Annotated in this window: 20 protein-coding genes; 9 read left to right on the top strand and 11 right to left on the bottom strand. The window is 44.9% G+C overall.

Features of this window, described 5'->3' with window-relative positions:
- Positions 1–181 precede the first annotated feature (181 nt).
- The 4 genes from FLK61_RS17080 to FLK61_RS17065 form a co-directional block, all read right to left on the bottom strand.
- Positions 182–1,231: a hypothetical protein gene (locus FLK61_RS17080; RefSeq protein ID WP_176010559.1), complete on the bottom strand. Its 1,050-nt coding sequence runs from the start codon at positions 1,229–1,231 to the stop codon at positions 182–184.
- Positions 1,232–1,467: 236 nt separating this feature from the next.
- Entirely contained in the window at positions 1,468–2,391 is a 924-nt protein-coding gene (locus tag FLK61_RS17075) for an alpha/beta hydrolase fold domain-containing protein (protein WP_176010558.1), read from the bottom strand.
- Between the two features lie 889 nt (positions 2,392–3,280).
- Positions 3,281–3,490: a hypothetical protein gene (locus FLK61_RS17070; RefSeq protein ID WP_176010557.1), complete on the bottom strand. Its 210-nt coding sequence runs from the start codon at positions 3,488–3,490 to the stop codon at positions 3,281–3,283.
- 51 nt (positions 3,491–3,541) lie between these two features.
- A complete protein-coding gene (locus tag FLK61_RS17065; protein ID WP_176010556.1) occupies positions 3,542–3,721 on the bottom strand; it encodes a hypothetical protein in 180 nt (59 codons plus the stop codon).
- A gap of 296 nt (positions 3,722–4,017) precedes the next feature.
- On the opposite strand from FLK61_RS17065, the gene FLK61_RS17060 reads away from it, so the two are divergent.
- Positions 4,018–6,318, top strand: coding sequence for a bifunctional diguanylate cyclase/phosphodiesterase (locus FLK61_RS17060; protein WP_176010555.1), 2,301 nt, complete (start codon positions 4,018–4,020; stop codon positions 6,316–6,318).
- A gap of 165 nt (positions 6,319–6,483) precedes the next feature.
- On the opposite strand, the gene FLK61_RS17055 is transcribed toward FLK61_RS17060, so the two are convergent.
- Positions 6,484–7,323 carry a nuclease-related domain-containing protein gene (locus tag FLK61_RS17055; RefSeq protein ID WP_176010554.1) on the bottom strand — a complete coding sequence of 280 codons (840 nt, stop codon included), beginning with the start codon at positions 7,321–7,323 and terminating at the stop codon, positions 6,484–6,486.
- A gap of 393 nt (positions 7,324–7,716) precedes the next feature.
- Between FLK61_RS17055 and FLK61_RS17050 the strand changes: the two genes are divergently transcribed.
- Complete coding sequence (locus FLK61_RS17050; RefSeq protein ID WP_176010553.1) at positions 7,717–9,246, top strand: hypothetical protein; 1,530 nt, start codon at positions 7,717–7,719, stop codon at positions 9,244–9,246.
- 972 nt (positions 9,247–10,218) lie between these two features.
- On the opposite strand, the gene FLK61_RS17045 is transcribed toward FLK61_RS17050, so the two are convergent.
- The 4 genes from FLK61_RS17045 to FLK61_RS17030 all read right to left on the bottom strand — a co-directional run bounded on the left by FLK61_RS17045 (position 10,219) and on the right by FLK61_RS17030 (position 14,858).
- Positions 10,219–10,944: an SIS domain-containing protein gene (locus FLK61_RS17045; RefSeq protein ID WP_176010552.1), complete on the bottom strand. Its 726-nt coding sequence runs from the start codon at positions 10,942–10,944 to the stop codon at positions 10,219–10,221.
- 112 nt (positions 10,945–11,056) lie between these two features.
- Positions 11,057–12,487 (bottom strand): FGGY-family carbohydrate kinase, encoded by a 1,431-nt coding sequence (locus FLK61_RS17040; RefSeq protein WP_176010551.1) that lies wholly within the window; start codon positions 12,485–12,487, stop codon positions 11,057–11,059.
- Between the two features lie 12 nt (positions 12,488–12,499).
- Complete coding sequence (locus tag FLK61_RS17035; protein WP_176010550.1) at positions 12,500–13,978, bottom strand: FAD-binding oxidoreductase; 1,479 nt, start codon at positions 13,976–13,978, stop codon at positions 12,500–12,502.
- Between the two features lie 88 nt (positions 13,979–14,066).
- Complete coding sequence (locus FLK61_RS17030; RefSeq protein ID WP_217706297.1) at positions 14,067–14,858, bottom strand: SDR family NAD(P)-dependent oxidoreductase; 792 nt, start codon at positions 14,856–14,858, stop codon at positions 14,067–14,069.
- 875 nt (positions 14,859–15,733) lie between these two features.
- On the opposite strand from FLK61_RS17030, the gene FLK61_RS17025 reads away from it, so the two are divergent.
- Together FLK61_RS17025 and FLK61_RS17020 are read left to right on the top strand one after the other, a co-directional pair.
- Entirely contained in the window at positions 15,734–15,928 is a 195-nt protein-coding gene (locus FLK61_RS17025; protein WP_176010549.1) for a hypothetical protein, read from the top strand.
- Positions 15,929–16,564: 636 nt separating this feature from the next.
- Positions 16,565–17,773 carry an MFS transporter gene (locus tag FLK61_RS17020; protein WP_176010548.1) on the top strand — a complete coding sequence of 403 codons (1,209 nt, stop codon included), beginning with the start codon at positions 16,565–16,567 and terminating at the stop codon, positions 17,771–17,773.
- Between the two features lie 55 nt (positions 17,774–17,828).
- On the opposite strand, the gene FLK61_RS17015 is transcribed toward FLK61_RS17020, so the two are convergent.
- Complete coding sequence (locus FLK61_RS17015) at positions 17,829–19,073, bottom strand: IS256 family transposase (protein WP_176008377.1); 1,245 nt, start codon at positions 19,071–19,073, stop codon at positions 17,829–17,831.
- Positions 19,074–19,496: 423 nt separating this feature from the next.
- Positions 19,497–20,246 (bottom strand): DeoR/GlpR family DNA-binding transcription regulator, encoded by a 750-nt coding sequence (locus tag FLK61_RS17010; protein WP_176010547.1) that lies wholly within the window; start codon positions 20,244–20,246, stop codon positions 19,497–19,499.
- A gap of 177 nt (positions 20,247–20,423) precedes the next feature.
- Between FLK61_RS17010 and FLK61_RS17005 the strand changes: the two genes are divergently transcribed.
- Genes FLK61_RS17005 through FLK61_RS16985 form a run of 5 tightly spaced genes read left to right on the top strand, consistent with a single transcriptional unit; the run spans position 20,424 to position 24,826 of the window.
- Entirely contained in the window at positions 20,424–21,128 is a 705-nt protein-coding gene (locus FLK61_RS17005; protein WP_176010546.1) for a ribulose-phosphate 3-epimerase, read from the top strand.
- The gene (gene hxlB / locus FLK61_RS17000) at positions 21,129–21,689 is read left to right on the top strand and encodes a 6-phospho-3-hexuloisomerase (protein ID WP_176010545.1); all 561 of its coding nucleotides are present in this window, start codon (positions 21,129–21,131) and stop codon (positions 21,687–21,689) included.
- 27 nt (positions 21,690–21,716) lie between these two features.
- A complete protein-coding gene (locus tag FLK61_RS16995; protein WP_176010544.1) occupies positions 21,717–22,886 on the top strand; it encodes a mannitol-1-phosphate 5-dehydrogenase in 1,170 nt (389 codons plus the stop codon).
- A 28-nt stretch (positions 22,887–22,914) separates the two neighbouring features.
- Complete coding sequence (locus tag FLK61_RS16990; RefSeq protein WP_176010543.1) at positions 22,915–23,352, top strand: PTS sugar transporter subunit IIA; 438 nt, start codon at positions 22,915–22,917, stop codon at positions 23,350–23,352.
- 25 nt (positions 23,353–23,377) lie between these two features.
- Complete coding sequence (locus FLK61_RS16985; protein WP_176010542.1) at positions 23,378–24,826, top strand: PTS mannitol transporter subunit IIBC; 1,449 nt, start codon at positions 23,378–23,380, stop codon at positions 24,824–24,826.
- The last annotated feature ends 366 nt before the right edge of the window (positions 24,827–25,192 follow it).

Below are 25,192 nucleotides of genomic sequence, written 5' to 3'. Positions count from 1 at the left end.
GGTGGGATGTTTGCCATGAGTGGTGCTAGATTACGTCTATATAAAGAGTAGCTTATTTTATCGAGTAAGTATATGTAGTTTTTGAGCGGGAAGTGTGATAAAGGATCGGGTTTTTAAAATCGCTCGCAAGCATGTAATAGGACAGTCTCGATTGAAAAAGAGCAGCGACGGGTTCGCTGCTCTAAAACAACTCTTCTATTAGTCCCTCCACTGTCTCAAACTGGTCGCGTTCTTGTTTAGTGAAGCGGACTTGTTTGAACCATTCGCCTTCGTCGTTTTGTTCGACGAAGAAGATTTCGTAGGCGGTTATTTCCTGCATGGTGTTGTCTAAGAGATTCAAGATGGCGGTGACGTCTGCTAGTAGGTTTTCGTTGTCTGGTGTGAGTCCAAGGTGCTCGTAGCGGACGTTTAGCTCAATGCTCGTACATGTACCAGTCTCGTCGAAATCTCTGCATTTATATAGAAAATCCTCGTGCTCGAATCCGAATTGGAAGCGGTTGTTTTGTAATTGGGTCAATTCCTCTCCGTATTTTTCTAGAGATTCAAAGTTGCCGATGGCTGGATTCGTTTTCCGTAAATACGCATAAAGCTCGTCCTCGGTAAGCGGTGTCGTGGAGGCGTAGCGGTCGAATGCTATGGCGAAGTCGGTCCATGGATCCTCGACGTAGACGCGATGAATATCTGCGTCAGTACTTTGGATGAGTGTGATTAGCTGGTGAAGTCTAGTGATCATCTCTTCTTGTATGGTGCCGAAGGAAATGGTTCGATTATTGTAGAGTGTGAGCGTTTTGAGACTGCCGTTAGTCCCGTCTGGATGATCAGGTCGATAATCGAGAATGATGCCATGGTAGTCGGTTCCGCGAAAGCCAAGTTTTTTGATGTCGTCTAAGATTGGGTCAAGCTTTTGAAGTTCTTGTTGGGCTCCTTGAGCTTGTGTGTATGTGTCCTTACTTACGTCCTGTAAAAGGCCGAGGTATAAGGATCGCTCGACAGTGATACGGTATCGAAGCTTTGGGTTATAAAGGGATTGGACGTCATAATCTGCGGGCGAGCCGACATCGGCAGTCCACTTATGCTCAATGGTGACGAGATCTCCGTAGTTCGACAAGGTGTGGGCATTAACGACGCCAATGGATGTATAATTGATGAAGAGATAGAAGCCTCCAATGAGGAGAGCTAGTGTGATTATGGTGGTGCGTACTATTTTTTGTTTGGACCATTTTTTAGGCATAGGAAATGACCTCCGGGTTATAGGTGGCGCTTGGCTACATGGGTGAATGGGGTGCCAGGCGCTTAGTGCTGCGGTGCTCTTATTAACAAATATTACCTCATTATGCGGGCGGTGTATATCTATTGTTTGGGGTTGGTGGGGGATTGATTGGAGGGTCTGCGGGGTGTTCTGCAGACCCTTGTTTGTGTGAACTGGATTTTCTGTCAAAAAGCTGTAGGGGTGGGGATGAGGGTTGTTTAGCTACCGATGATGGCGATGATTTTTTGCTGGGCGTCCTGCGCTTCGGGGAGCGGCATGATCACAAAGACGTGATTCATTTTAGGGTACACGTAGGTTTGGATGTCGATGCCTTGCTCGGTCAGCTTCTTGTCGAGCTTGATGGCGTCCGGGCAAATGATCTCATGTGTCCCAACGAAATGCGTGATCTTCGCGAGCCCCTGCAAGTCACCGTGATACGGGCTGATCAGCGGATCCTTGAGTGTTTTGTCGCCGGCCCAAACCTTCGTTATGACCGTTACGCCTCCAATGGAAAGCATAGGATCACGTTTTTCGTACTCTGGTATAAGCGGATTTTCGAGAGAGAGGTCGAGCGCTGCTGATAATAAAATGATGTCCTTTGGCTGCGGCAGATCATTCTGTTTTAAAAGTTGCGCGAGGCCGAGTGAGATATTTCCGCCAGAAGAATCTCCCATGATCGTCAGCTGATCGGCGCTGTTGACCGTGCTGAGGGTGTTTTTATACAGGGTGAGTAGCTTGGAATACGTGTCCTGGTAGGTAAAATTGGGCACTTTCGGATAAATGGGCGCAATGATTTTTGCGTCTAGCGACTGAGCGAGCTTGTCCATGAGCTTCCAGTGGAACGGGAGCGGCTGCTTCGTCCATGCCCCGCCGTGAAGGTAGAGGATGACTTTTTGCTCGGGGGCGTTGCGGTCATTTATCGTGAACACCTGCATCTCTTCGTGGGTGTCTTCTTGTAGCGAGCTGGTGACGACGCCTTTTTTGATCAGATATGGCTTCGTGTTTTCGATGGCCTTTTTGTTGATCATCTTCGTCGTATTTTTTTCGGTCGAAAATTCTTTCTTCGTTCCTCTTAGAATTAAGTATTTTTCGAGAATACGGCTTTGGATGGAGCGTTTTTTGTTGTAGGTATGTATGGTCATGGGATATTCTCTCCTTTTTGTGATTTTATTATCTCATATTCTGGGGGTGTTTATAAAATGCCAGTGATGAACCGGGGGGGAGAGGGCGATTATCCGGAAATAGGGGATCATTATCCGGAAAGGGTGCGCGATTATCCGAAAATGTGGTGACATTATCCGGAAAGGGTGCGCGATTATCCGGAAATGTGGGGCATTATCCGGAAAGGGTGCGCGATTATCCGGAAATGTGGTGACATTATCCAAAAATGGAGCTCGATTATCCGGAAAGGGTGCGCGATTATCCGGAAATGTGGCGACATTATCCGAAAATGGAGCTCGATTATCCGGAAATGTGGTGACATTATCCAAAAATGGAGCTCGATTATCCGGAAAGGGTGCGCGATTATCCAAAAACGTAGGAACATTATCCAAAAACAGATACAGACTAAAAGAGGCTGCTACTTTTTTCTGGTTTGATAAGTGGCACTTATTCACATGCTCGTAAGATTGTTAGATTTATTGGATAAAGAGTGCGATTATCCATAAACGGAGCTCGATTATCCGGAAATGTAGGATCATAATCCGAAAACGAAGGATGATTATCCAGAAATGTAGGGTCATTATCCGAAAACGGAGGATGATTATCCGGAAATGTAGGATCATAATCCGAAAACGGAGGATGATTATCCGGAAATGTAGGATCATAATCCGAAAACGAAGGATGATTATCCGAAAATGTAGGAACATTATCCAAAAATGAAGAAACATTATCCGGAAAGTCCTCATCATTATCCAAAAAACGCTGTTCGTGGGCGGGAGATGTTTGTGTTGCTGGGTTTTATAAGAGCGTTAGCCTGAGTTTCTGTCCCAAAAAAGTAAAAGGCCCGCCTGCGGCGCGAGGCGGGTTTGGCTATGCGCGGTTTTCTTTGCGGGTGGCGTAGGTGATGAAGATGATGGGGAAGAGGACTAGGGCGATGGGGAAGATGAAGCCGAGGTAGCGGGAGTCTGTGTTCATATACACCGCAAACGCTGGCACGACGACGAGCAAATGGATGCCCAGGTAGGACTTCCAGTATTTTTTGAGTAAGTGATTGCTGCCTTTGGTGGTTGTGTTGGGCATGGGGGTACCTCCTAGTTGTGAGTAGTGGTGAGCGAGTTGCCCGCTTTAGGGCTATAAAATAATGGTTAAGCAGGCGATGATGATCGCGATGCCGGCTGCGACTGATGCATAGGCGAAGATGGTGGATTCTTTTCGGAGGAGCGGGAATAGCAGGATGAAGAATACTCCAGCTGCAAGGGTTAAGATGGTGAGTAGGTGGTACATTCGTAAAATGCCTTCGACGTAATGCATGGATGACACTCCTTTTTGGGTGAGTGGGTGGGGCGGTGCATGGCAGGGCTTGGCGGGCATAGCCGTGCGCTTTAGGTTAGGGTGGAATAATGGCTTCTATTTTCCATTTCCCAAAAAGGTGGGAGGGGAAACATGTTGGTAAAGCTTTGCTCCGATCAATGATTATTACATAATTTGTTTATTTTAAGTGCTGATTGGTATAGTTCTATTTAATATTTTTTTTATCTCTTTTTTTGATATTTACATCTAATATTCTATTTTCATGCCGATATAAGATGAAAAAGGTGGTGATCACCATGAGGGTTATGCGGATAAGGACACTGTCTTTAATTGTAATTGGACTATTTTTAATCTTATTTTTCTTTTTTATTCAATTTTTCATGACGCCTGCGTTGTTAGATGAAGCAAATGAATTTGATGAAAAAGTACTTGATAGTGACGTATCAAGAGTGAGTAACTATCTTACAATGGAATCTGATAACTTAATGAGGCAAAATATCGACTGGTCTATGTGGGACGATACGTACTTCTTTGTGAACAATCAGAGTGATAGTTATATCTCAGATAATCTAGAAAATGACGTGCTGCTTAACAATCGGATTCAAATGATCATCTATCTTGATAGTCAGGGAAGTATTTTTCATTCACATGCTATAGATGAGAATGGTGAGAGCACCTCTGTGTCTTCCTCTTTTTTGGAGAGAGTAACACAACTTGCAACTGATGGGGAGGATGTATTTTTTGAGAGTCTTGATGGTATTCCTGTTTTACTAGCTTCTCACCCTATCACTAGAAATGATCGGACTGGTGAGTCAGGGCTTCTACTCATGGGCAGAATAATTAATGAGGATTATCTACAAACATTAGCAGAGTCACTTTCTTTAGATGTTGCTCTAGCTAGCCCAGAGCGTGATGCGTTTGTAAGTAGCCAAGATAAAATTAGCGCAGACCATATGATTGAGGACGTCAACCAAAACACCATTATTCCTTTAAATATAGCTGCTGATCGCTTTTTTTATCATGAAAAGCAAGCAAATCTATTTAACTTAAAAATACTAGTGAGTGTTGTTCTTCTATCGCTAGCATCCTTATTCTATTTCTTCTTTAAATCCTTTGTTTTAGATCCAGTTAAAAGGCTTGCGGCCATTCTTCAAGAATCTACGGCTACAAATACTAGTGAAAGTCAATTAAGTGGGCCATTTAATATTACAGCAACAGAAATTAATCAAATAGAACTTGAATTTAAACAGATGATTACTAATATTCAATTGGCAAATGAAGAAATCACGGAGATGGCTTATCATGATCAACTAACAAAGCTCAGGAATCGGTTTTATCTTACGAAAAAGTTTGATGAGTTTGTGAATCAGGATACTAGGAAAAGAGCCGTTGTCTTTTTTGACTTAGATGGCTTTAAGAAAGTGAATGATATATGGGGGCATGAAGTAGGAGATTTGTTACTTAAAAAGGTCGCCAAAAGGTTGAAGCGTCATTTTAAGGATGAAAATACTATTATCGCAAGAGTTGGAGGCGATGAGTTCTCGGTCATTCTCCCTTTTGAGGAGAAGGAAGCGATGCTTATTCAAATCACTGAAATGAGAGGAGAGCTTGCACAGGCCTTTCGGCTCGGTTCTATTACAGTTAGTATTTCTGCGAGCGTCGGTATTAGCATGTATCCAGATGATGGTGATCAGTTATCTGGATTGATAAAGAAAGCCGATGAAGCGATGTATGAGTCTAAGGCTAGAGGTAAAAATCAGCTTACGCTATATCAGGATCTTCTCGTCGGTAGTGCATTTACTAAGGTAGAAACGTTGAAGAAGGACGCCCAGTTTGTTTTAGAAAATAATCAGCTTCACCTCGTTTTCCAACCTATATTTAAGGGAGAAAATCCTTTGATAACTGGAGTAGAAGCTTTATTGAGATGGAATCATCCTAAATTTGGTTCTCTTTCTCCAGATTTATTTATAGATCTATTCGAGGAGACTGGTGTGATCAATGAGATAGGGATTTGGGTGTTAAAGGAAGGGATCAGCAAGCTTAGTATGTGGCACCGCAGTGGGCATCGAAGCTTGAGCTTATCGTTTAATTTCTCAAAGACACAGCTTCAATCCTATCAAGCCTTTTTGGATGAGCTTGATAAAGCTCTGAAAGAAACCAATGTTGCACCTTCCTCGATCATTATTGAAATAACGGAAAGTGAAGTTTCTTATTATGACAATGAGCTGATGCATTTTATTAAAGAAATTCAAAAGAGAAACGTCAAAATTGCGTTCGATGACTTTGGTAAGGGAAGCACCTCACTCTCGGGCCTTAGAAAGCATCCAGTAGATGTAGTAAAAATTGATCGCAGCTTTATGGAAAGCATTCCTTTTGAAAACTTTAATGCAAGCTTACTTACAGGAATTTGTACGCTACTAAATCAGCTTAATATCGAAATCATTGCAGAAGGAATCGAAAATGAAGCGCAATTTAAATTCCTATTAAATCATCCTGGAATAAAGATGCAGGGCTATTACTTTAGTAAACCAATCACGCCCGAAGCAGTAACGGAGCTGTTAAGCGACATGGAGGGTAACCAGTCGAAGCTTGTGTGAGTGTGGGGGTGACGTGGCGAAATGCTATGCTGCGTGCGTGGCGTTTTAGGTGGATGTCCAAACGGGGTAGGACCTGGTGGACCTGGTTACAAATAAAGATCTTCTATTTAAAACGAGCACGCTGCCTATCTTAAGGCAGTGTGCTCGTTTTTTACTTTTAATCTTCTAGTTAAGAACGCCCTTCTGATGCTCGTAGCAATAAATCTTACCTGCGAACTTTTTATTTGCTAAGCAGAATTTAGTGACTTTATCTGAGACGGATTTATTGCAAATGGTACAGGTGGAGCTTGGTGATGGAAGAGCGCTTGAAGTGTTATCTTTCAAAGCGCGGGTATGCTCTTCACGCAGCTTTGAGTCAATAATATTTGCCTCGGTAAACGTGTGGTGGATGCTCGCGATATCCTGCTCTGTTAAGAGTGGTTCATTGTGTTGGATCTTCAGAACGGACACTTTGCGATGGATGAAATCAGATAGTTCGACGTCATACACGATTAATTCATCAGACAAGATATGACGATAGTCTAAATCAACCTTGAACGTGCAACGTTTTGTGAAAGATACCATCGAAATGAAGGTATCATGATAACTTTTATCAATTGTTCTTTTAAGAGCTTCTATGTGTCCATAGTTTTGCACAAATGGGTTCATCATTTTAAACTTTCCATTAACTAGCCACGTTTTTCTATCTTTTCCTCCATAGATCGTGCCTTGATAATTCTTTGTCTCAATGGTGAAAATCCCGTAAGGCGTGATCACGACATGATCGATTTGGGAATAGTCTGATTTAGCTTTGGGGTTATGTAGCATGAGATCGCTTAGGTGACGGTACTCCTTAGGCAACTGATCCAATTGAATATCAATTTTGTATTCTCCTAGTTCTCCTTTGCGTTTAGCGATCTCTTCGTTCGATTTTTTAGGCTTTGTAACGGTAGGTGACGTGGTCTTTGGTTTCGTGGCTGCTGGTTTTTTCTTTTTAAAAAAGCTTAAAAATAACAGTTTGGACATCCCCTTCATCTATGTATGGTTAACTATATTGTAGCTTTTTTAGTTATAGTTAACCAGGTCTAATTGCTCATTTATGAGAATGGTGTTTATGAAGTAGGAATATTATATACATGCTACAGGAATTTTCTATGTACAGAGCGGGCATTTAAAAGTAGGAGGCTGTACATAACTTAGTAAGGTTTTGGCACGAAGTCCATAACTTTGAAATGCGGAACATAAATTCAGAATTAGGAACATAAATGCAGGATGCGGAACATAACTCAAGAATAGGGTGGTTTTACCGATTTCGCCACATCTTTTTTGTGTGAGGCACAGGTGATGAATTGTGTCGAAACTTCTTTTATTATATAGTTAATAGTTGAGTGTTAAATGAGAAAGGGAGTTTCTGAATACATGTCTGATGCGATTACTGGTTTAGATGTTGTTGGTCAATTTTTTGCTATTCTGTTATTTTTAGTGCCGATTGTGTTGATTTCACGTTTAGTGGTGGCTGGGTCTCGATTTTCGCCCATACTCATTGTCGTGATCTTGGGGCTTGGCTCTGGATTTTTACTTGAGTTTACAGGCATCTCGACGCCTGGGCTGGCGAATTTGCCATTCATCGATTTGATGGCGGGGACGACGATTATTGCGCTTGTTGTCTCGTTCTTCGTTGGGGGACAGGAGCTGCGTAAGATCCTCTCCAAAAAGTCATTGGAGGAGGAAGCGGACGATATCGTCGATTATTCGGGCGAAAAGCCGGTGGCTGGTACGACACGAACGCAGTTCTTCTTTATCTTACGAGCGTTCTTACTATTGCTCGGAATTCAGACGCTGATGCGCGCGATTTTAGGGACGGGCAATGAGTTCCAATCCTTCTATCCGTTTTTAGCGGTGGTTGGCTTATTCTTGGCGACGTTCTTATTGAATAATAAGGCTCGTTTTGTGAATAAGAAGGGGTATGTGAATAAAGGGATCATCGAGATTATCGGGATTGTGGTGGTGTTATTCGGATCGTTCCATATTTCTGGAGCGGTTGAATCGGTGATTGCACTGCCGCAGATTTTCTTTGCGATGATGATCTCGGCGGCGTTCGGTGCGCTTGCGTACAACTACGTGGCTGGTCCGACGCTACGCGCGCTGTTATTTGCGGGGATTCCCGTGGTGCTTGCGGCGAACTTCTTGGTCGGGGGCTCTCGTATTAGCGAGGCGTTCGCGATTCCGGGCGTTAACGCGGTGCTTGTGTACGGATTCTTTGGACAGCTTCTGTGGATGTTCGGTGGTATCGCGCTGATTATGTTCTTCGCGAAGACGGCGAATGCGCGTAACCTAGCGCCTGGTATGGCCGGCGCGTTGTCTCACTCCGGCTTGACTGGAGCGTGCACGGCTGGTGATTTTGGGAAAACGGCGGCGAGTCGTGCCCCAATTATGATTAATATCCCGTTTTTTGGCCACATTTTCGTATTTTCTATCCTAGCGGTAAGTGCTGAGAGAGGCGCGCTATGGATCGGGCCTGCGATGATTCTGGTTGCGATCGGAATCGGGCTGACGGCGCTTGCGCTGAAGAATCTGCGCAAGGCGAATAATGAAGATCGTAAGGAAGTAACGGCACTGATGCAGTTCTCCTTCGGTTGGCAGATTGTTGCGGTATTTGGTGGACTGTCGTTGTTGAGTTTGAGCTCGCTTGCGATGGATTACTCGGCGATGGCACAGGCGTCGGCGATCTCCCACTTCGGATTATTTGCAGCAATTCAGGAGGGAATGTTTGGAACAGAGGCGTCATTACTGATCCCGTTCATCTTCTCGATGCCATTCCTCGTGCACCCAATCGTGTTCTACATGTTTGGTAAAGCGATGGAGCGAGACGGCGAGATGCCAGTCAAACCAGTATACGTGCTGGCGGCGATCGGACTAGTCGGAGCGCTCGTGGCGTTAGTGTTGTAGGTTAGGGTGATATAGGATAATGCGTTTTTTTGGAGACCCCCGTTCAGCTTGGTGCTGGGCGGGGGTTTTTTGGTTGGGTGGTGGTGTGGTTATCCGGGAAGGAGCTTTGATTATCCGGAAACGGGGCGACATTATCCGGAAAGGTAATGCGATTATCCGGAAACGGGGCATCATTATCCGGAAAGGAGCACTGATTATCCGAAAACACGGCATCATTATCCGGAAAGGAGCCTCGATTATCCGAAAACATAGCATCATTATCCGAAAAAGAGCACTGATTATCCAAAACAACTATAAATTAAAAGACACTATAACTTTGTAGTTGGTTTGATAGGTGGCTCTTATTCATATGCTTGTAGGGTATTGAATTTATTAGGTGGAGGGTGCGATTATCTAAAACGGAGGCATTATTATTCGGAAAGGAGCTTCGATTATCCGAAAACGAGGTGACATTATCCAGAAAAGAGCTTCGATTATCCGAAAACGAAGCATAATTATCCGAAAAGGAGCTTCGATTATCCGAAAACACAGCATCATTATCCGAAAAGGAGCTTCAATTATCCGAAAACACGGCATCATTATCCGGAAAGAAGCTTTGATTATCCGGAAACGGGGCGACATTATCCGGAAACGGGGCGACATTATCCGGAAACGGGGCATCATTATCCGGAAAGGAGCCTCGATTATCCGAGAACATAGTATCATTATCCGAAAACGAGGCATCATTATCCAAAAACCACACCCGAATTTAATCAAATCCTCCACTCAGTTACCTACATACAGCTCCTGCCGACGTGGCGGTGGCTGGCTCTTCAGATTCAACTAGGATCTCTCGCTCGAGCGTAAGGGTAGAGCGTTACGGTTACTCTCGAAATCGCTCCAACTCAATCCCCCAAAAAACAAAACAACACCCTAAGCCTCTTAAGCTAGGGTGTCACCGTTACTTTATTTTCCTCCCAAAAAAGAACCTGTCTAGCCTATCTCCCCGCGCTGCCTGCGAATCAGGAGGCTTACGACTTCTTCGATGAAGATGAAGAAACTGGTGCGTGTTTTTTCGTATGGCTTTAGGTCGGATGCTTGGTGGTACTTGGATAGGTGGAAGACGTAGTCGGGATTGGTGTCTTCGATGTTGACGTATTCTTCGAGTAAGAGCATGATGCTCGTGCCTTGCTGTTTGACGTTCGCAAATAGTCGCTCGAACGAGGAGAACTGGCCGGTGACAGAGAAGACGACTAAGAGCGTCTGATCATCTGCAATACGTTCGGCGAAGCCCTCGCTTTGTGCGACCGTGATATTTTTCTGTGATACGGTAGCGAGCTTGTAGGCAAAATATTCGGCGCATATGAAGGATGGGCCGAGACCGAATAAAATGATTTTTTGATACTGATCAAACGTCGAAACGAAGTCCTCCACAAGTGCATGATCGAAATCAGCTAAAAACTGGGTGAGGCGTTCGATTTCGGATGAGTGCTTTACTGGCTGTTGCGTGACGTTCTCGCCACTATAGTACGTCTTGTATTGTTTAAAGTTTTCAAACCCGAGCTTTCGTACAAGCTTTGACACCTTGGATGGCGACACTCCGCAGTGGTCAGCGGCATCGACGATTTTCATGCGTTGATCCGTTTTGACCAGCTCGGAGAGCTTCTCGTGCACGTCTACTTCGAGGGTTGTTAATTTGTCTGTTACAATTTTAATCACAGCGCAATCCGTCCTTTCTGTGATGGAGCGAATGCATCGTTCTCTCTAATGATTAACTATACAAAAATAAGGCTACAAAGGGTAGCCTTATTCTGCCCGTTCTCGATGTTTCTTAAGAAAAAATAGGGTGCATGCGCTTTAAAATGCTGTCGGTATGCTGTCTCACGTGTTTGACGACGGAATCGTTGACGTTTGTGTAAAACGCGTGATTCCGGGCATCTGTCTCGAAGGTAGAGTCGTTCTGCACGAGAGAACTCGTCGCGGCATCGAAGTCCTCGTAAACGCCTAGATAGGTCGTGGCACAAATGGCGGCGCCAAGGCATGCGACGCTACTACCCTTGCGGCGGTGGACGGGAAGTCCAAAAACGTCTGATAAGATTTGCATCATCACGTTACTCTTCGAACCGCCACCGATGACGACGACTTCTCGCAGATCTAAACCAACTTCGTCCGCCATCGCATCAATATTGTTTTTCATTTCATAAGCAATAGCTTCTAAAATCGAGCGATACATGTGATAGCGCGTATGGCGCTGGTCGAAGCCGATCATAACGCCCTTCCTGTAAGGCGTGTCGGGTGATGCGAGCCAATCGAGCATCGTAATTAATCCATCGCTACCAGGAGCGATGTCCGCTGCGCGAAGGTTCAATATATCCTCGACAGAGACGCCTTCTTGCTCCGCTTCCTTCGTAATTTCCTCACCAATCAACCGCTTAAACCAGCTAACGGTCCAAAGACCACGTCTGATTCCAGTCGATTCGTAAACGAATTTATGTGGAACGGACGCGAGCGTTGGGAAGAACGTTTTGGCGTCTTCAAAGTAATGATCGTGAGACGACATCGCTGAGATAAACGTGCCGAGCGAAATCATAATCGACTGTGGATTCTGAATCCCAGCGCCGAGTGCTTCGACGGCTTTATCGTTTGCCGTTGCCACGACGGGGATCTTACCCAGGCCGAATTCCTCCGCGAGCTCAGCGCGTAACGTGCCGAGCGCCTCTCCGGGCTTCACTAAGTCAAACAGCATGTCGCGCGACAGACCGTTGTCTTTCATAACCTGCTCATCCGTCGACCAATCGAGCGTCTCCCAGTCTAATGGCCAGTAAACTTCGCAGTTAGCCGCGGTATCTCGGTGCTCGCCCGTCATGCGCAGACCGAGGTAGCCGGACGTGGTCGTGACATACTGAACGCTATCGTCCGTATGCTCGTACGGCTTCGAGAGCCGCTCATCCATCCAGCTTTGGACCGGGGAGGCGAGCTCTCCGTCCTCCTGCAAGAGTACGCGACAGCAACGGATCGTGCATAGACCGATCGCTTCAATCGCCTTTTTGTCTCCGTTAAAGTTTGAGAGGCAGTCATCCATTCCAGCCTTCACGCTATCCCATAGATCCTCTTCAGGATGGACGACCACGCCAGGTTTTGGCGTGAGCGTCTCTCTAAGCGTGGCGGATCCAAAGGCGACTTCCTGTCCGTCGAGGTCGTAGATGGCGACCTTTGTGCTCTGTGAACCGTTATCAATCCCCATTACATATCGAGTCGTCATAAGCGTCCTCTCCTACTTGTTGCGAATATACTTCTTGATTTCATTCGGCTGCGGGAAAATCGTGCCGTGGTTCATAATCCCGTTAGGATCAAATGCTTCTTTGAGCTTCTCTAGCATGTAGTAAGCAGAGCCGTGTTCATCCTTCGTCCACTCAGAACGGTACTTTCCAATTCCGTGGTGGTGACACATAGAACCGCCCATTTTAATCGTTTCTTCAATGATGATTTCATGAATTGGGTGGTGGTACGTCATCAATTCTTCTTCAGGCTCACAGTTAATCTCGTAGTTGTACACGAAGTACATGTTCGTTCCGTTTAAATAGCTGTGAGAAGAGTGTCCACCTAGCATCGTTAAATCGTCCGCACGGTCAAATTCGTTGCGAATACGGTTGATAACGTTGTTGTAGATGTGCACCACATTTTCCCAATCAGCAGAGATCTCGGTCGTGAAGCCATCGTGCGTCTTTTTATCGAGCATGTCCTGAATCTCGCGGTCGATGCGGCTCTGGTCCCAGTTAAGGTTGTTGAACCATGTCTCGATCTCGCTCGGATTAACCTTCTCCACGATGCCACTCTCAAACTTTTTAACGGCCTCTTCAATCCCGTGATTCGTCGCTTCGACGATGCCCTTCGGCCCTTCGCTTGTAAAGATCAGCACGCATTTTTCCTTATAAAAGTGCTCGAAGTGCTGGCGCGCATCCTCTTCGGAATAAACGCGAGCAACGGACGGGCGGTAGCCATTTACCATGACTTCGCGTAGGATTTTAATACCAGTTTCTACATCGTCAAGTAGATAGCCATGGAACGTCGTGTTTTCAGGAGAAAACTTAAAGATCTTCACGGTCACTTCGGATACGTAGCAAAGCGCGCCCTCGTTGCCGATAACGATGTGGCGAATGTCCGGTCCACCAGAACGACGTGGGACATTTTTGATTTTAGAAATATGCCCGTCTGGGAAGACAGCTTCAAGACCAACAACCATGTCTTCGATAGCGCCGTATAATGTCGAGAACTGACCGATACTACGCGTCGCAACTAGTCCACCGAACTGTGCTACTGGCTTCGACTGAGGAGAGTGTCCTGTTGTATAGCCAATCTTACGAAGCTCGTCCTCTAACGTTTGTAGCTTAACGCCTGTTTGAACAGTAGCCTGCATGTTGTAGGAATCAATCTTGATAATGTTGTTCATGCGTGAGCCGTCTACAACAAGACTTGTTTCCTTCCAGTTCTCAAGTCCACCTTCTGTACCTGTCTTCCCGCTACGTGGGATCACGTTGATGTTGTTTTCGTTACAGTATTTTAGAATAGCGGAGATATCCTCTTTTGATAGGGGATACACAATCGCAATCGGTGCTGGCACATCGAGTTTGTTCATTGCTTTCGCATATTTTTTGTAGCGGTCCGCCGACGCGTCGTAAAGCGCCTCGTCGTTTGTCTCAACTTGATCTTCTGATAGCATGCTAATAAGGTCGTTAATCATCTGTGTACTCATTTTATCGTCTCCTTTTGGTTTGGTGGTGCTTGATGGTAGTGCTTGCTTGCACGTTTGTTCCTTGCACGTTTGTAGCTTGCGTTTCTCGCTAGCGGACTAAATACCCGCCGTCTATGTTTAAGAGCGTACCGTTGACGTAATTAGATGCGTCGCTTGCTAAATACACAACAGCTCCCATCAAATCTAAAATATTTCCCCAACGATTGGCTGGGATATGGTCTAACACGCGTTGATTGCTCTCGAGATTCGCGCGCGTTGCAGCGGTAACATCGGTCGCAAAATAGCCAGGCGCGATCCCGTTTACTTGAATGTTGTACCCCGCGAGCTCGTCGCAATAGGCCTTCGTAAAGCCTGCTAGGCCGTGCTTTGTCGCCGCATATGCCGGAGACCATTTACCTCCGAGGTAAGAAAATAGGGAGCACGTGTTAATAATTTTGCCGCTCCGCTGAGGAATCATATACTTTGCAACCTCATGCGAGAGCTCAAATGGCGCGGTTAAGTTAACGGACACCATTTTGTCCCACTGTAATCGAGAGAACTTCGTGACATCTGGTTCGTTGATACTGATGCCAGCATTGTTCATGAGGATATCCACTTTGCCATACGTGTCGATGCATTCCTCTACGATCTCACGGCAGGCTCCATCCTTTGTAATGTCGGCAATTTTGAGGTGATAGCGAACACCTTCCGCTTCAACAAGCTCCTTTGTCAGAGGATCATCCTCCATGCTGACAATAAAAATGTCAGCTCCAGCCTTTGCAAGTGCGAGCGTGAAGCCTTGTCCAATGCCGGAGTTGCCACCTGTGACGATCGCTGTCTTTCCCTTCAGATTGAAGAAATCCATACTGAAGTCCGTTATTTTGTGTGCCGGTTGATCCATCTAGTAAAGCCCTCCTTTCTACTTGGTCATGCCCAAGTCAGCACTAATTACGTTAAGTGTAAAGGGGAGGCAGGCAAAGATCAAGCGATATGGTGGAAATTTTTCTTGTTTTTGCGGTTTATTCGGTTATCGTAAGAAAATTTTCCTTTATATAATAGTGCATGAGAAAATCGAGAGAGGTCACCTCCGGTGCCCCTACGTGTCGTTTGCAACTACAGGTGGTTGCTAGCTCAACTATTTCGAACGGCCAAACCAATGGCCGTTCGAAAGGATTTTCGCTGCGCGTAAGGGCTACCACTAGTAGTACGCAAACGTCACTGCGGGGCACCTGCGGTTACGATGTTGATAAGGGATATGAACCCTTCCTCTTTATTGTTAAGGAGCACGAGGCGAGAGTTCGTTGCCTCGTTTTTAAATGAGGGTAAGGTTTCCTCCAAAAATCAAGCTTGGTGAAATACGATATCTGGAAATGTGGTGTGGTTATCAATGAATCGGGTGCGCTTATCCGGAATTGGAGTACAGTTATCACAGAATCGGGTTCGGTTATCACGAAATGTAGAAGAGTTATCACAGAATCGAAGTCAGTTATCACAAAATTAGGTTGAGTTATCCGGAAATCAGGAGTAGTTATCACAAAATGCGGTTCAGTTATCACAAAACTAGGTTCAGTTATCACGAACTTACGGAGCTTCGCGAGGTGGTGGCTGGCTTTTTGTTCGCTCCGTTTTTCTTACTAGGTTGAGGGGTGTTACTTCATATAGAGAGTTAGTGAATGAAGTGCCGGTTATGAAGATCCGGTCGGCGAGGTGGGGAGGGTCTGCTGGATTTTCTGTCATGTGATATGATGGGTTAACTGGTAAATTGGAGGGGATTTTATGAAGGTGACGCGGGCGAGAGTTATCGGATTGCTGGTCGGATTTGTGGTGATCGTCGGGTTGCACGCGCAGGGTGACTATCACAGCGGCGGGGATCCAGAGATCGTGCGGAACTTGTTGTTTGGCGTGTACTTTGTGGTGGCGGTTGTGGTGATGCAGGAGTTGTATGCGTGGGTGCGAAGGTGGCTCGCGTAGTGGAGCGGTAATCCGTTCAAGGGTGGAGGTAATCCGGAAATAGGGTGAGGTTATGACAATGTGGTAGACAGTTATGACAATGTGGTAGACAGTTATGACAATATGGGAAGAGGTTATGACAAAATGCAAATCACAACCGACGAGGTAGCGGCTGGATCTTCGGGTTAACTTGGGTTTAGGCATTAGCGAAAGAGTTTTTACATAGAAGGTGGGTTACAGTGGCTTCAGCAGTTCAGCCACATTTCCTCCCCAAAAGAATGTTTGCAGGGGTTCTGGGATCTGCTATACTTATCCTAATTATTTGGCGATGATGAGGAAAGTACGGCGGTGCTGGCATGTTAGAGACCTCCTGGTGGTGGGAATGGGGGATGCGATGGCCGCGGGAAACAAGTCTCTGAGCTGTGCGAAGGATCTCTCGCTAGGAGGGTGATGGCGCGCCGGGTTCTCCCGTTACAGAGATAGAGTATACTCGCGGGGCATCGCGACGTACTTGAAAAGGCGCCCGTGGCGATACGTGCGCAAACTGGGGTGGCACCGCGAACTTCTTACATACGAAGTCTCGTCCTCAAGGTTAATGAACCTTGGGGGTGGGACTTTTTTTGTTTGGTAAGAAGAATTAGTCGGGAGTGATGCTACATGAATTGGAAGGCTCCGTTTTTACTGTTAGTTGGAGTTGGGATTTCGAATATTGGTGCGTGGGTGTATTTGCTCGCGTTGAACATTTTGGTGTTTACGATGACGGGCTCGCCGTTTGCGGTGGCAGTTTTGTATATGCTGATTCCGTTGGCGTCGCTCGCCACGGATGTGTGGGCGGGGTCGTTTATCGATCGGCTTAATAAGCGGACGATGATGATTGGACTGGATGTGGTGCGTGCGGGGTTGATTTTATGTGTGGCGTTTGTTGACTCGTTGGTCGTGATTTATGTGCTGGTGTTTTTGATCAACATGGCGAGCTCGATCTTTGAGTCGACGTCGCTCGTGTACATGACCAAGCTTGTGCCGGGGGAAAACAGGCAGCGGTTCAATTCGTTGCGTAACTTCATTCAATCGAGTGGCTTTATCATCGGACCGTCGGTTGCGGGAATTCTGTTTGTGGTGAGTTCACCGGAGACGGCGATCGTGGTGAATGCGGTGGCGCTTCTAGTGTCGGCGTTTATTATCATACTGTTGCCGGATTTAGATCCGCGGAAGGAAGACGAGGTGTTTGAACGTGTGACGTTTGCTGTTGTGAAGGAGGACTTGCGGACGGTGCTCGCGTTTGGACGGAGTAACGGCTATGTGACTTGGGTGTACGTGCTGTTTGGGATGTTTGGCGTATTTTTAGCTGGAATTGATTCTCTTGAGGTCGCGTTCGCGACGAGCGTGTTGTTATTTTCTGAATCGGCATATGGATTTTTAGTTGGCATTGCAGGTCTCGGCATGGTTGTTGGGTCGCTGGTAAACGCAGGATTCGCCGCGCGGTTGCGGGTCAGCGTGTTGATGGGAGTCGGAGCAGTCGTGACGCCGGTGGGGTATTTGGTGTTCGCGTTTGCGGAATCGTTTTTGGTGGCGGCGATCGGATTCTTCGTGCTGACGTTTGCGATGACGTTTGCGCACGTTGGATTCTTGACGTTTTATCAAGCGCGGATCCCGGTGGAGATACTGGGGCGGTTCACGAATTTAGTCGGGATGATCGAGGCGGTCGGGGCAATTGTGGTGGTGTTTGGCGTTGGGGTGCTTGCGGAGTGGCTCGGCATTCGGGCGGTGTACGTCGGGAGTTCGGTGGCGTTTTTGGCGTTAGGCGTGTATGTGTGTCGGGTTGTGATTGGGGTGCGTGAGGAGGAAAGAGTGAGGGTGTCTGCTTGATGGTGGGGGTGTTTGCAGGGGAGATCGGGTTTGTCAAATAAACTGTGTAAGTTTCTTACTCCAGGTACTTGGCAGCCCTAGTCTGTAGGCTTTCATTGATCAATAGCTGATTTAATACTTGGGCCCAGTTAGGAACGAAGCCAGTTGCCCATTTCACTTCTAATTCTCTAATCCGTAAAAAGAGTAGTTTTAATAAAGCATTCTCATGGGGGAATGCTCCTTTTTTAGTGACTTTTCTAAAGCTGGAGTGAACACTTTCGACCGCGTTGGTGGTGTACATGATTCTTCGAATCGCACTGCCATAATCAAAAAGCTGTTCAACGTGTTGAAGGTTTCTTCTCCAGACATCAATAGCGCCTGGGTATTGTGTCCATTGCTTCTCAAACTCATCAAAGGCTTTTCGGCAAGCTTTCAAATTTGGAGCACCATAAACGGTTTTAAGAGATTTAGTGAAAGCACGATAGTCTTTATAAGGTACATAACGGACAGAGTTGCGTATTAAATGAACAATACAACGCTGGACCACGACCTCTGGGAAGACGGCTTTAGCGCCTTCTTCTAATCCACTGACACCATCCATTGAAATAAAGAAGATGTCTTCGACACCTCGGGACTTAATCTCATCGAAGATCTGCATCCATTTGTGTTTACTTTCTGTTTCATTTAGCCACAAACCTAAAATCTCTTTTTTACCTTCAAGTGTATAACCGAGAATCGTATAAACGGCATACTTTCTCGTCTCGTGGTGGTTACGAATGGTGGTATACATACAGTCTACAAACAGAAATGAATAACAGCTTTGAAGTGGACGGAACTGCCACTCTTCAAGATCTGGCATCACACTGTCTGTGATGTCTGAGACCATCTCGTGAGAGATGGAAAAGCCATAGATCTCCTCAATTGTAGAGGAGATATCACGTTGTGACATACCTCTCGCGTACATCGAGATTACCTTATCCTCCATCTCAGAGAGATTCTTTTTACGCTTTGGGACAAGAAGAGGTTCAAATGATCCGTCTCGATCACGTGGCACTTGAATGTCCAGTTCACCAGAGCTCGTTTGAAGCGTCTTTTTCCCATAACCATTTCTTCTGTTTAGTGATTCTTTCTCTTCTTTACTGTTAGATTGGTAACCTAGATGGTGATTCATCTCGCCTTTTAGCATAGATTCAAACATTGGACCAAAGATATCTTTAAGGGCTTCCTGCATATCTTGAACGGATTCAGGCTCATACGTCTCTAGTATCTGTTTTGCCAACTCACTCGCTTTAGCATTTCGATCCTTTTTCACCATACCCATCCTCCTCCAACCATATGAATTTATCTTAACAATAAAAAACTAAACTGCGAAGTAAAAGTCGTACGCACTCTTACTTACACAGTTTAGTTTACAAGGCCGGGGAGATCATTGTTAAGAGAGGTCACCTCCGGTGCCCCTGCGCTATGGGGCGTCTTTCCTGAGGCGCTAGTTCAACTATTTTGCCCGTCCATGGGCCGTGCAAAAGGATTTTCACCTACGCGAGTTCCCCTCTAGGAGTCCGCCCGTCGCTACGGGGCACCTGCGGTTACGATGTTTGTAATAGTAGTGACATCTTTCTCTTTTTTGTGAGGAAGAGGCACGAGGCGCAAGACCGTTGCCTCGCTTTTCATTGAAGGCAGCATTATTAGTAGCAGCTACATAAAAAAGAAGCAACCCGCTCCACTTGGGAGGTTGCTTCTTTTTTTACTCTACTACAAAAATATCTTGTTTATCATACAGTTTACGGACAGATTCCTTTACGTTCTCTGTAACGAGGTACGTTAGCTGATTTGTTGGACAAATAATATGATTAGACACTGTATCGAGTTTATCAGACGTTACCATTGCGAGTGTTTTTGTTGAGATATTCACCATTTTTCGCTTGACGAGAGCTTCTGAAATACTAGGTACGCTAATACCGATGTGAGGGTCAATATTATAAACACCCATTATATAGAGGTCTGCGCGAATAGAATCTAATGCTTCGACAGTGTCGATACCTAGGTTGACCATAGATTGTTTAAATAACGTGCCACCTATCATAATGACCTCAATATCTTCGCGGTCTCCGAGTGCCATTGCAATCGGAGGGCTGTTAGTGATTATGGTTGCACGCAATGTTGATGGAAGATTTTTTACAAACTGCAGATTTGTCGTGCCGCCATCAATGAGCAAGACCATGTCGTCATGGATTAATTCCATGGCTTTTTTTGCGAGGCTAACTTTAATCTCATTAGACATTTGCTGCCTTGTTGTAAAGTCGACAACCGGAGGTCCGATGCGGAGAGCTCCGCTATGAACGCGTTTGATGAGCCCCTGTTTATCTAATTCTTTTAAGTCTCTTCGTATTGTATCCTCTGATACAGTTAATCTTCGGCTTAAATCACTTGCAATGATTTTATGCTCGTCTTCTAATATCTCTAAAATCTTTTGCTGGCGTTCCTGTTTAAGCACGGCTTATCACACCTCTTTTATCTAATAATAACTAACTATATTTTAGCACAATTTAAGTGCTTTTAGGAGGAAACACGCAATAAAAACGCATAAAAGCGCAAATATAGACTTTACATATCAAATGGAAGCGCTTATAATAAGTTAAACAAGCAAAAACAAGCACAAGGAGGCATAAAAATGCAAAATAAGAAAGTGGATATTGCACCTTCCGTCATGTGTGCAGATCTTTGTAATTTAGAAGCTGGAGTCAAAGAGATTAGTGACTTAGGGATTGAGTTGTTACATGTAGATATTCTCGATGGTCATTTTAGTCCAAGCATGCCACTCGGCATAGATACGATCAAACAATTAAAAACACGCACAAACATGAAATTCGATGTTCATATCATGTCAAAGAACAATGAGTACTTTATTCAGGAAATGATTGATCTTGATGTTCATCAAATTAGCTTTCATATCGAAACAAGTGATCACGTAGATCGTCACGTTCAGCTTATTAAGCAAAGTGGAATTAAAACGGCTGTTGCATTAAATCCAGCAACGCCGCTTACAGAACTTGAGTATATCTTGCCACTTTGTGACACCGTCGTTCTTATGCTAATTAACCCTGGATTTGCAACGAATAAAAACGAGAAGCAAGTTCCTTACGCCGTGCAGAAGGTGAAAGACCTTAAAAAGATGATCGACGAAAAAGGACTGCAAACACAAATCGAAGTAGATGGGCGCGTATCGTTTGATACCATTCCGGAACTCGTTCACGCAGGGGCGGATATCCTGGTTGCGGGAAGTACGAGCCTATTTTCATCCAAACAAAGCTTAAGTGAAAACAAAAAGGAAATGGAAGAGCAAATTAAAAAAGGTCTATTCGAGGAGGTAAAGTAAGTGACTCACTATCATGAATCTGTAAAAGAGATTACACAAGAGCTTCAGTCGACGCTCGCGAGTGTGAGCGAAGAGGAAGTAGAAAAACTGCTTAAGGAAATTAACAAGGCGAACAAAGTATTTTTTGTTGGGGTAGGACGAGTGTTTCTCTCCTTACAATCTGTAGCGAAAAGACTAGCGCACCTTGGTGTCGACACGTATCTTGTTGGACAGATCACAGAGCCAGCAATTACAGAGAAGGACCTTTTAATTGTTGGATCAGGTAGTGGGGAGACGGCATTTCCACTAATTATTGCAAAGAAGGCAAAGCAACACAACGCGCGAGTTGTCCATATCGGAGCGAATCCTGAGAGTTCCATGAGAGAATTTGCCGATGAATTTGTGCGAATCCCTGTTCAAACGAAACTGGACTTACCGAACGAAATTCCATCTATTCAGCCCATGACAAGTTTATTTGAACAAAGCTTATTAGTGTTAGGAGATACATTAGCACTCATGATGATTAAAGAAAATCAGATCAATATGAAGGAACTTTGGGAATACCACGCAAACTTAGAGTAAGATCGAAATCGGAGAGGGGGATCTACCTTGTTAGCGTTACATTTTGGAGCTGGTAACATAGGGAAGGGCTTTATTGGCTACGTGTTAAGTAAAAATGGATATGATCTTTGCTTTGTTGATGTTAACCAATTGCACATTGACCAGATTAATACGAAACGAAGCTATGACATAGAGCTATTAGATAAGACACGGAGTAAGCAAGAAGTAGCGCCTGCTTACGCTCTAAACAGTATCACGCAAAAGCAGGATGTCATTGATACGATTGCACGAGCGGATGTGATTACGACTTCTGTTGGCGTTGATAATTTGACCAAAATAGCTGCAGTGCTTGCAGAAGGGCTTATGAAGCGGAGCGCAGCCGGCAAGAAGAAGCTGAACGTATTTGCGAATGAGAACGCGATAAATGCGAGTTCTATCCTGAAGGAAGAAGTGTACAAACACGTTTCTGAAAAAGAGAAAGAAGAGCTTGAAGCTTTTACCTCGTTCCCTAATACAGCGGTAGATCGGCTTGCATTATCAAGCACGAGTGAAGACGGAGATATTCTGCTAGTCGAGCCATTTTATGAGTGGGTTATTGACGAATCTGCGTGCATGGATGATGGACTTGCTCCATTAAAAGGGGTGCACTATACGAAATCCTTAGCGCCATACATTGACAGGAAGCTATATATTGTTAATCAAGGACATGCGACGACTGCCTATTTGGGACATTTAATTGGCTACACGACAATTCGAGAATCGCTAGAAAATGACGATATAAAGACTGTTGTCATGGGCGCCATGCGTGAAGCTGCTACCTATGTCTCACTCAAACATGGACAGGATATCGAGGAATTGTATCAATTTGTCGATGTGACGCTAACACGGTTCACCAATCCAAACGTGTCGGATCCTGTCAGTCGCGTCGGTCGAGCTCCGATTCGTAAGTTAGGCGCGAATGAGCGAATTGTCACGCCGGCACTAACGCTAATTAAAGTAGGCCATTCGGTTAAATCTTTGGCAAAATCCATTGCAGCAGGATATTTATTCGACGTCCCAGAAGACGAGGAATCCGCTAAGCTCCAAGACTTTATCCGAGACAATGGGATAGAAAAAGCGGTGCGAACGTTCAGTAAGATTGAAGAAAAGGAGCTTCTTACGAGTATCCTAAATGAATATACGTTTTTAAAAGAAATAGCTGATAGTATATCATCATGAAGAAGAGATTTTAAGGAGGCAGTTAGCTATGTTACAAGACTTATTAAAAGGCAATATTCACTTTAAAGAGGGCATCCCTACATGGGAGGAATCGATCAAAGTAGCTGCAGAACCGCTACTTACAAAAAAACATATTACGGAAGATTATGTACGAGATATGATTCAGAACGTGGAAGAGAATGGCTCTTATATTGTAATCGCACCAGAAATCGCAATGCCTCACGCGCAAAATCAAGGTAGTGTATTACAAACGGGAATCTCCTTTCTGAAGCTAGAAGATAGCGTCATGTATCCCGAGGACAAGGCGGTCAAAGTACTATTCGTCTTAGCTGCCGAAGATAGTGATGGACACCTAGACTTAATTTCCGACTTATCCTCGTTACTCATTGATGATGATGTAATGGAGCAACTTAAGCAATGTACAACGGAAGAGCAGGTGTTAGAGCTAATTGAATCGGTTGAATAATAAAATAACGAAGGAGTTGAGCAATATGGCAAGTGCTGAAGGGTATCAGCAAGGTGAAGATAAGAAGCCGTCTATTCGAGCAAAGATCCAGGCCATGGGTGGCTTCCTCACCAATATGGTGTTGCCAAACATCGGGGCATTCATAGCGTGGGGAATTTTAACCGCGTTATTTATCCCGACTGGTTGGTTGCCAAATGAGCATTTTGCTGAGATGGTTGGTCCGACAATTACCTTTTTACTTCCATTGTTATTAGCCTATACAGGTGGGCGAATGGTTGCAGGGCAGCGTGGTGCTGTCATGGGATCAATTGGTGCAATTGGTTTGATCATTGGTTCCGATATTCCAATGTTTTTAGGTGCTATGATCATTGGACCTCTTGGTGGTTTAATCATTAAAAAGTTCGATCAGCTTATCGAAAATAAGGTACCAGCTGGATTTGAGATGATCGTAAACAATTTCTCTATTGGTATTTTAGGCTTCGGCTTAATGATGATTTCGTATCAGTTCATCGGTCCGCTTATTCAAACGGCAAATGAAGGTATGACGGCGGCTATTCAAGCACTTGTTTCAACAGGGTTCCTACCTTTGCTTTCAATTATTAACGAACCGGCAAAAGTTCTCTTCTTAAATAACGTTATTGACCAAGGTATTTATTATCCATTAGGCTTGCAAGAATCCTTGCAAATAGGCCAGTCCATCTTCTTTACGGTTGCATCTAACCCAGGACCTGGATTAGGATTACTACTTGCATTTACATTCTTTGGTGCAAAAGTGGCAAGAAGAACAGCTCCTGGCGCGATCATTATTCACTTCTTCGGTGGAATTCACGAACTATATTTCCCGTATGTGTTAATGAAACCGTTAACAATTATTGGTATGATTGCTGGTGGTATGTCAGGTATTGCGGTATTCAGCTTCTTTGATGCAGGTCTTGTTGCAGGACCAAGTCCAGGCTCTATCTTCTCCTATTTGGCACTGACTCCAAGAGGTAATTTCCTTGGAATTATTGCAGGGGTCGTGATCGCAGCGGCTGTTACCTTTGTCATCACTGCATTTATTCTAAAGCTCGATAAAAGTAAAGAGGATGACGCTGCTTTCTCTAGCTCACTAGAAAAATCACAGGCTATGAAAGCAGAAGGAAAGCAACTAATGGGCACGGCGTCTAACGAAGCTACAGATGTAACAAAGGTAAACAAGATTTCCTTCGTATGTGACGCTGGAGCGGGTAGTAGTGCACTAGGTGCTACAACGTTTAGAAAGAAGCTCCAAAAGAAAGGCATCTCTGATATTGAAGTAAAACACTATCGCATTGAAGATGCACCTGATGCTTCTGACATCATTGTTGTTCACAAGAATTTATATGATCGTGCTAAAATGGCACACCCTAATAAAAACATTATTACGATCGAAAGCTATTTGAATGACCCTAAGCTATCGGAGCTGTTGGATTCGTTAAGTAGTGAAGAAAAATAGTACGGTCTAGGCGGTACTTATACTAATGAGATTTTTTAGGTGAAATCTAGTCGATTGGTAACGGAATGTTGCCAGTCGGCTTTTTTTGATTAGGATAGAGGATGAGGTCAAGTTCAAGAGCGGGACACCTGTGGTTACGATGTTAATAAGGGTTATGAACCTTTTCCTATTTATTGATGAGGGACACGAGGCGATAGGTCGTTGCCTCGCTTTTAATGATAGTAAGATTATGTGAGAAAGTGAGGCGCGGTGAAATACGAGTATCCGGAAATGTGGTGCAGTTATCACAAAATCGGAGTCAGTTATCACAAACGAACGGAGCTTCGCGAGGTGATGGCTGGCTCTTAGATTCACCTAGATCTTCTG

This window comes from Paenalkalicoccus suaedae, assembly GCF_006965545.2.
Taxonomy (GTDB): domain Bacteria; phylum Bacillota; class Bacilli; order Bacillales; family Salisediminibacteriaceae; genus Paenalkalicoccus; species Paenalkalicoccus suaedae.
Note: the sequence above shows the minus strand (reverse complement) of the source record. Positions and strands in the feature narration are given on the sequence as shown.

Bases quoted from the DNA above. Each gene is read 5' to 3' on its own strand.
- FLK61_RS17080 (WP_176010559.1), bottom strand. From the start codon at position 1,231: ATGCCTAAAAAATGGTCCAAACAAAAAATAGTACGCACCACCATAATC.
- FLK61_RS17075 (WP_176010558.1), bottom strand. From the start codon at position 2,391: ATGACCATACATACCTACAACAAAAAACGCTCCATCCAAAGCCGTATT.
- FLK61_RS17070 (WP_176010557.1), bottom strand. From the start codon at position 3,490: ATGCCCAACACAACCACCAAAGGCAGCAATCACTTACTCAAAAAATAC.
- FLK61_RS17065 (WP_176010556.1), bottom strand. From the start codon at position 3,721: ATGCATTACGTCGAAGGCATTTTACGAATGTACCACCTACTCACCATC.
- FLK61_RS17060 (WP_176010555.1), top strand. From the start codon at position 4,018: ATGAGGGTTATGCGGATAAGGACACTGTCTTTAATTGTAATTGGACTA.
- FLK61_RS17055 (WP_176010554.1), bottom strand. From the start codon at position 7,323: ATGTCCAAACTGTTATTTTTAAGCTTTTTTAAAAAGAAAAAACCAGCA.
- FLK61_RS17050 (WP_176010553.1), top strand. From the start codon at position 7,717: ATGTCTGATGCGATTACTGGTTTAGATGTTGTTGGTCAATTTTTTGCT.
- FLK61_RS17040 (WP_176010551.1), bottom strand. From the start codon at position 12,487: ATGACGACTCGATATGTAATGGGGATTGATAACGGTTCACAGAGCACA.
- FLK61_RS17035 (WP_176010550.1), bottom strand. From the start codon at position 13,978: ATGAGTACACAGATGATTAACGACCTTATTAGCATGCTATCAGAAGAT.
- FLK61_RS17030 (WP_217706297.1), bottom strand. From the start codon at position 14,858: ATGGATCAACCGGCACACAAAATAACGGACTTCAGTATGGATTTCTTC.
- FLK61_RS17025 (WP_176010549.1), top strand. From the start codon at position 15,734: ATGAAGGTGACGCGGGCGAGAGTTATCGGATTGCTGGTCGGATTTGTG.
- FLK61_RS17020 (WP_176010548.1), top strand. From the start codon at position 16,565: ATGAATTGGAAGGCTCCGTTTTTACTGTTAGTTGGAGTTGGGATTTCG.
- FLK61_RS17015 (WP_176008377.1), bottom strand. From the start codon at position 19,073: ATGGGTATGGTGAAAAAGGATCGAAATGCTAAAGCGAGTGAGTTGGCA.
- FLK61_RS17005 (WP_176010546.1), top strand. From the start codon at position 20,424: ATGCAAAATAAGAAAGTGGATATTGCACCTTCCGTCATGTGTGCAGAT.
- FLK61_RS16990 (WP_176010543.1), top strand. From the start codon at position 22,915: ATGTTACAAGACTTATTAAAAGGCAATATTCACTTTAAAGAGGGCATC.
- FLK61_RS16985 (WP_176010542.1), top strand. From the start codon at position 23,378: ATGGCAAGTGCTGAAGGGTATCAGCAAGGTGAAGATAAGAAGCCGTCT.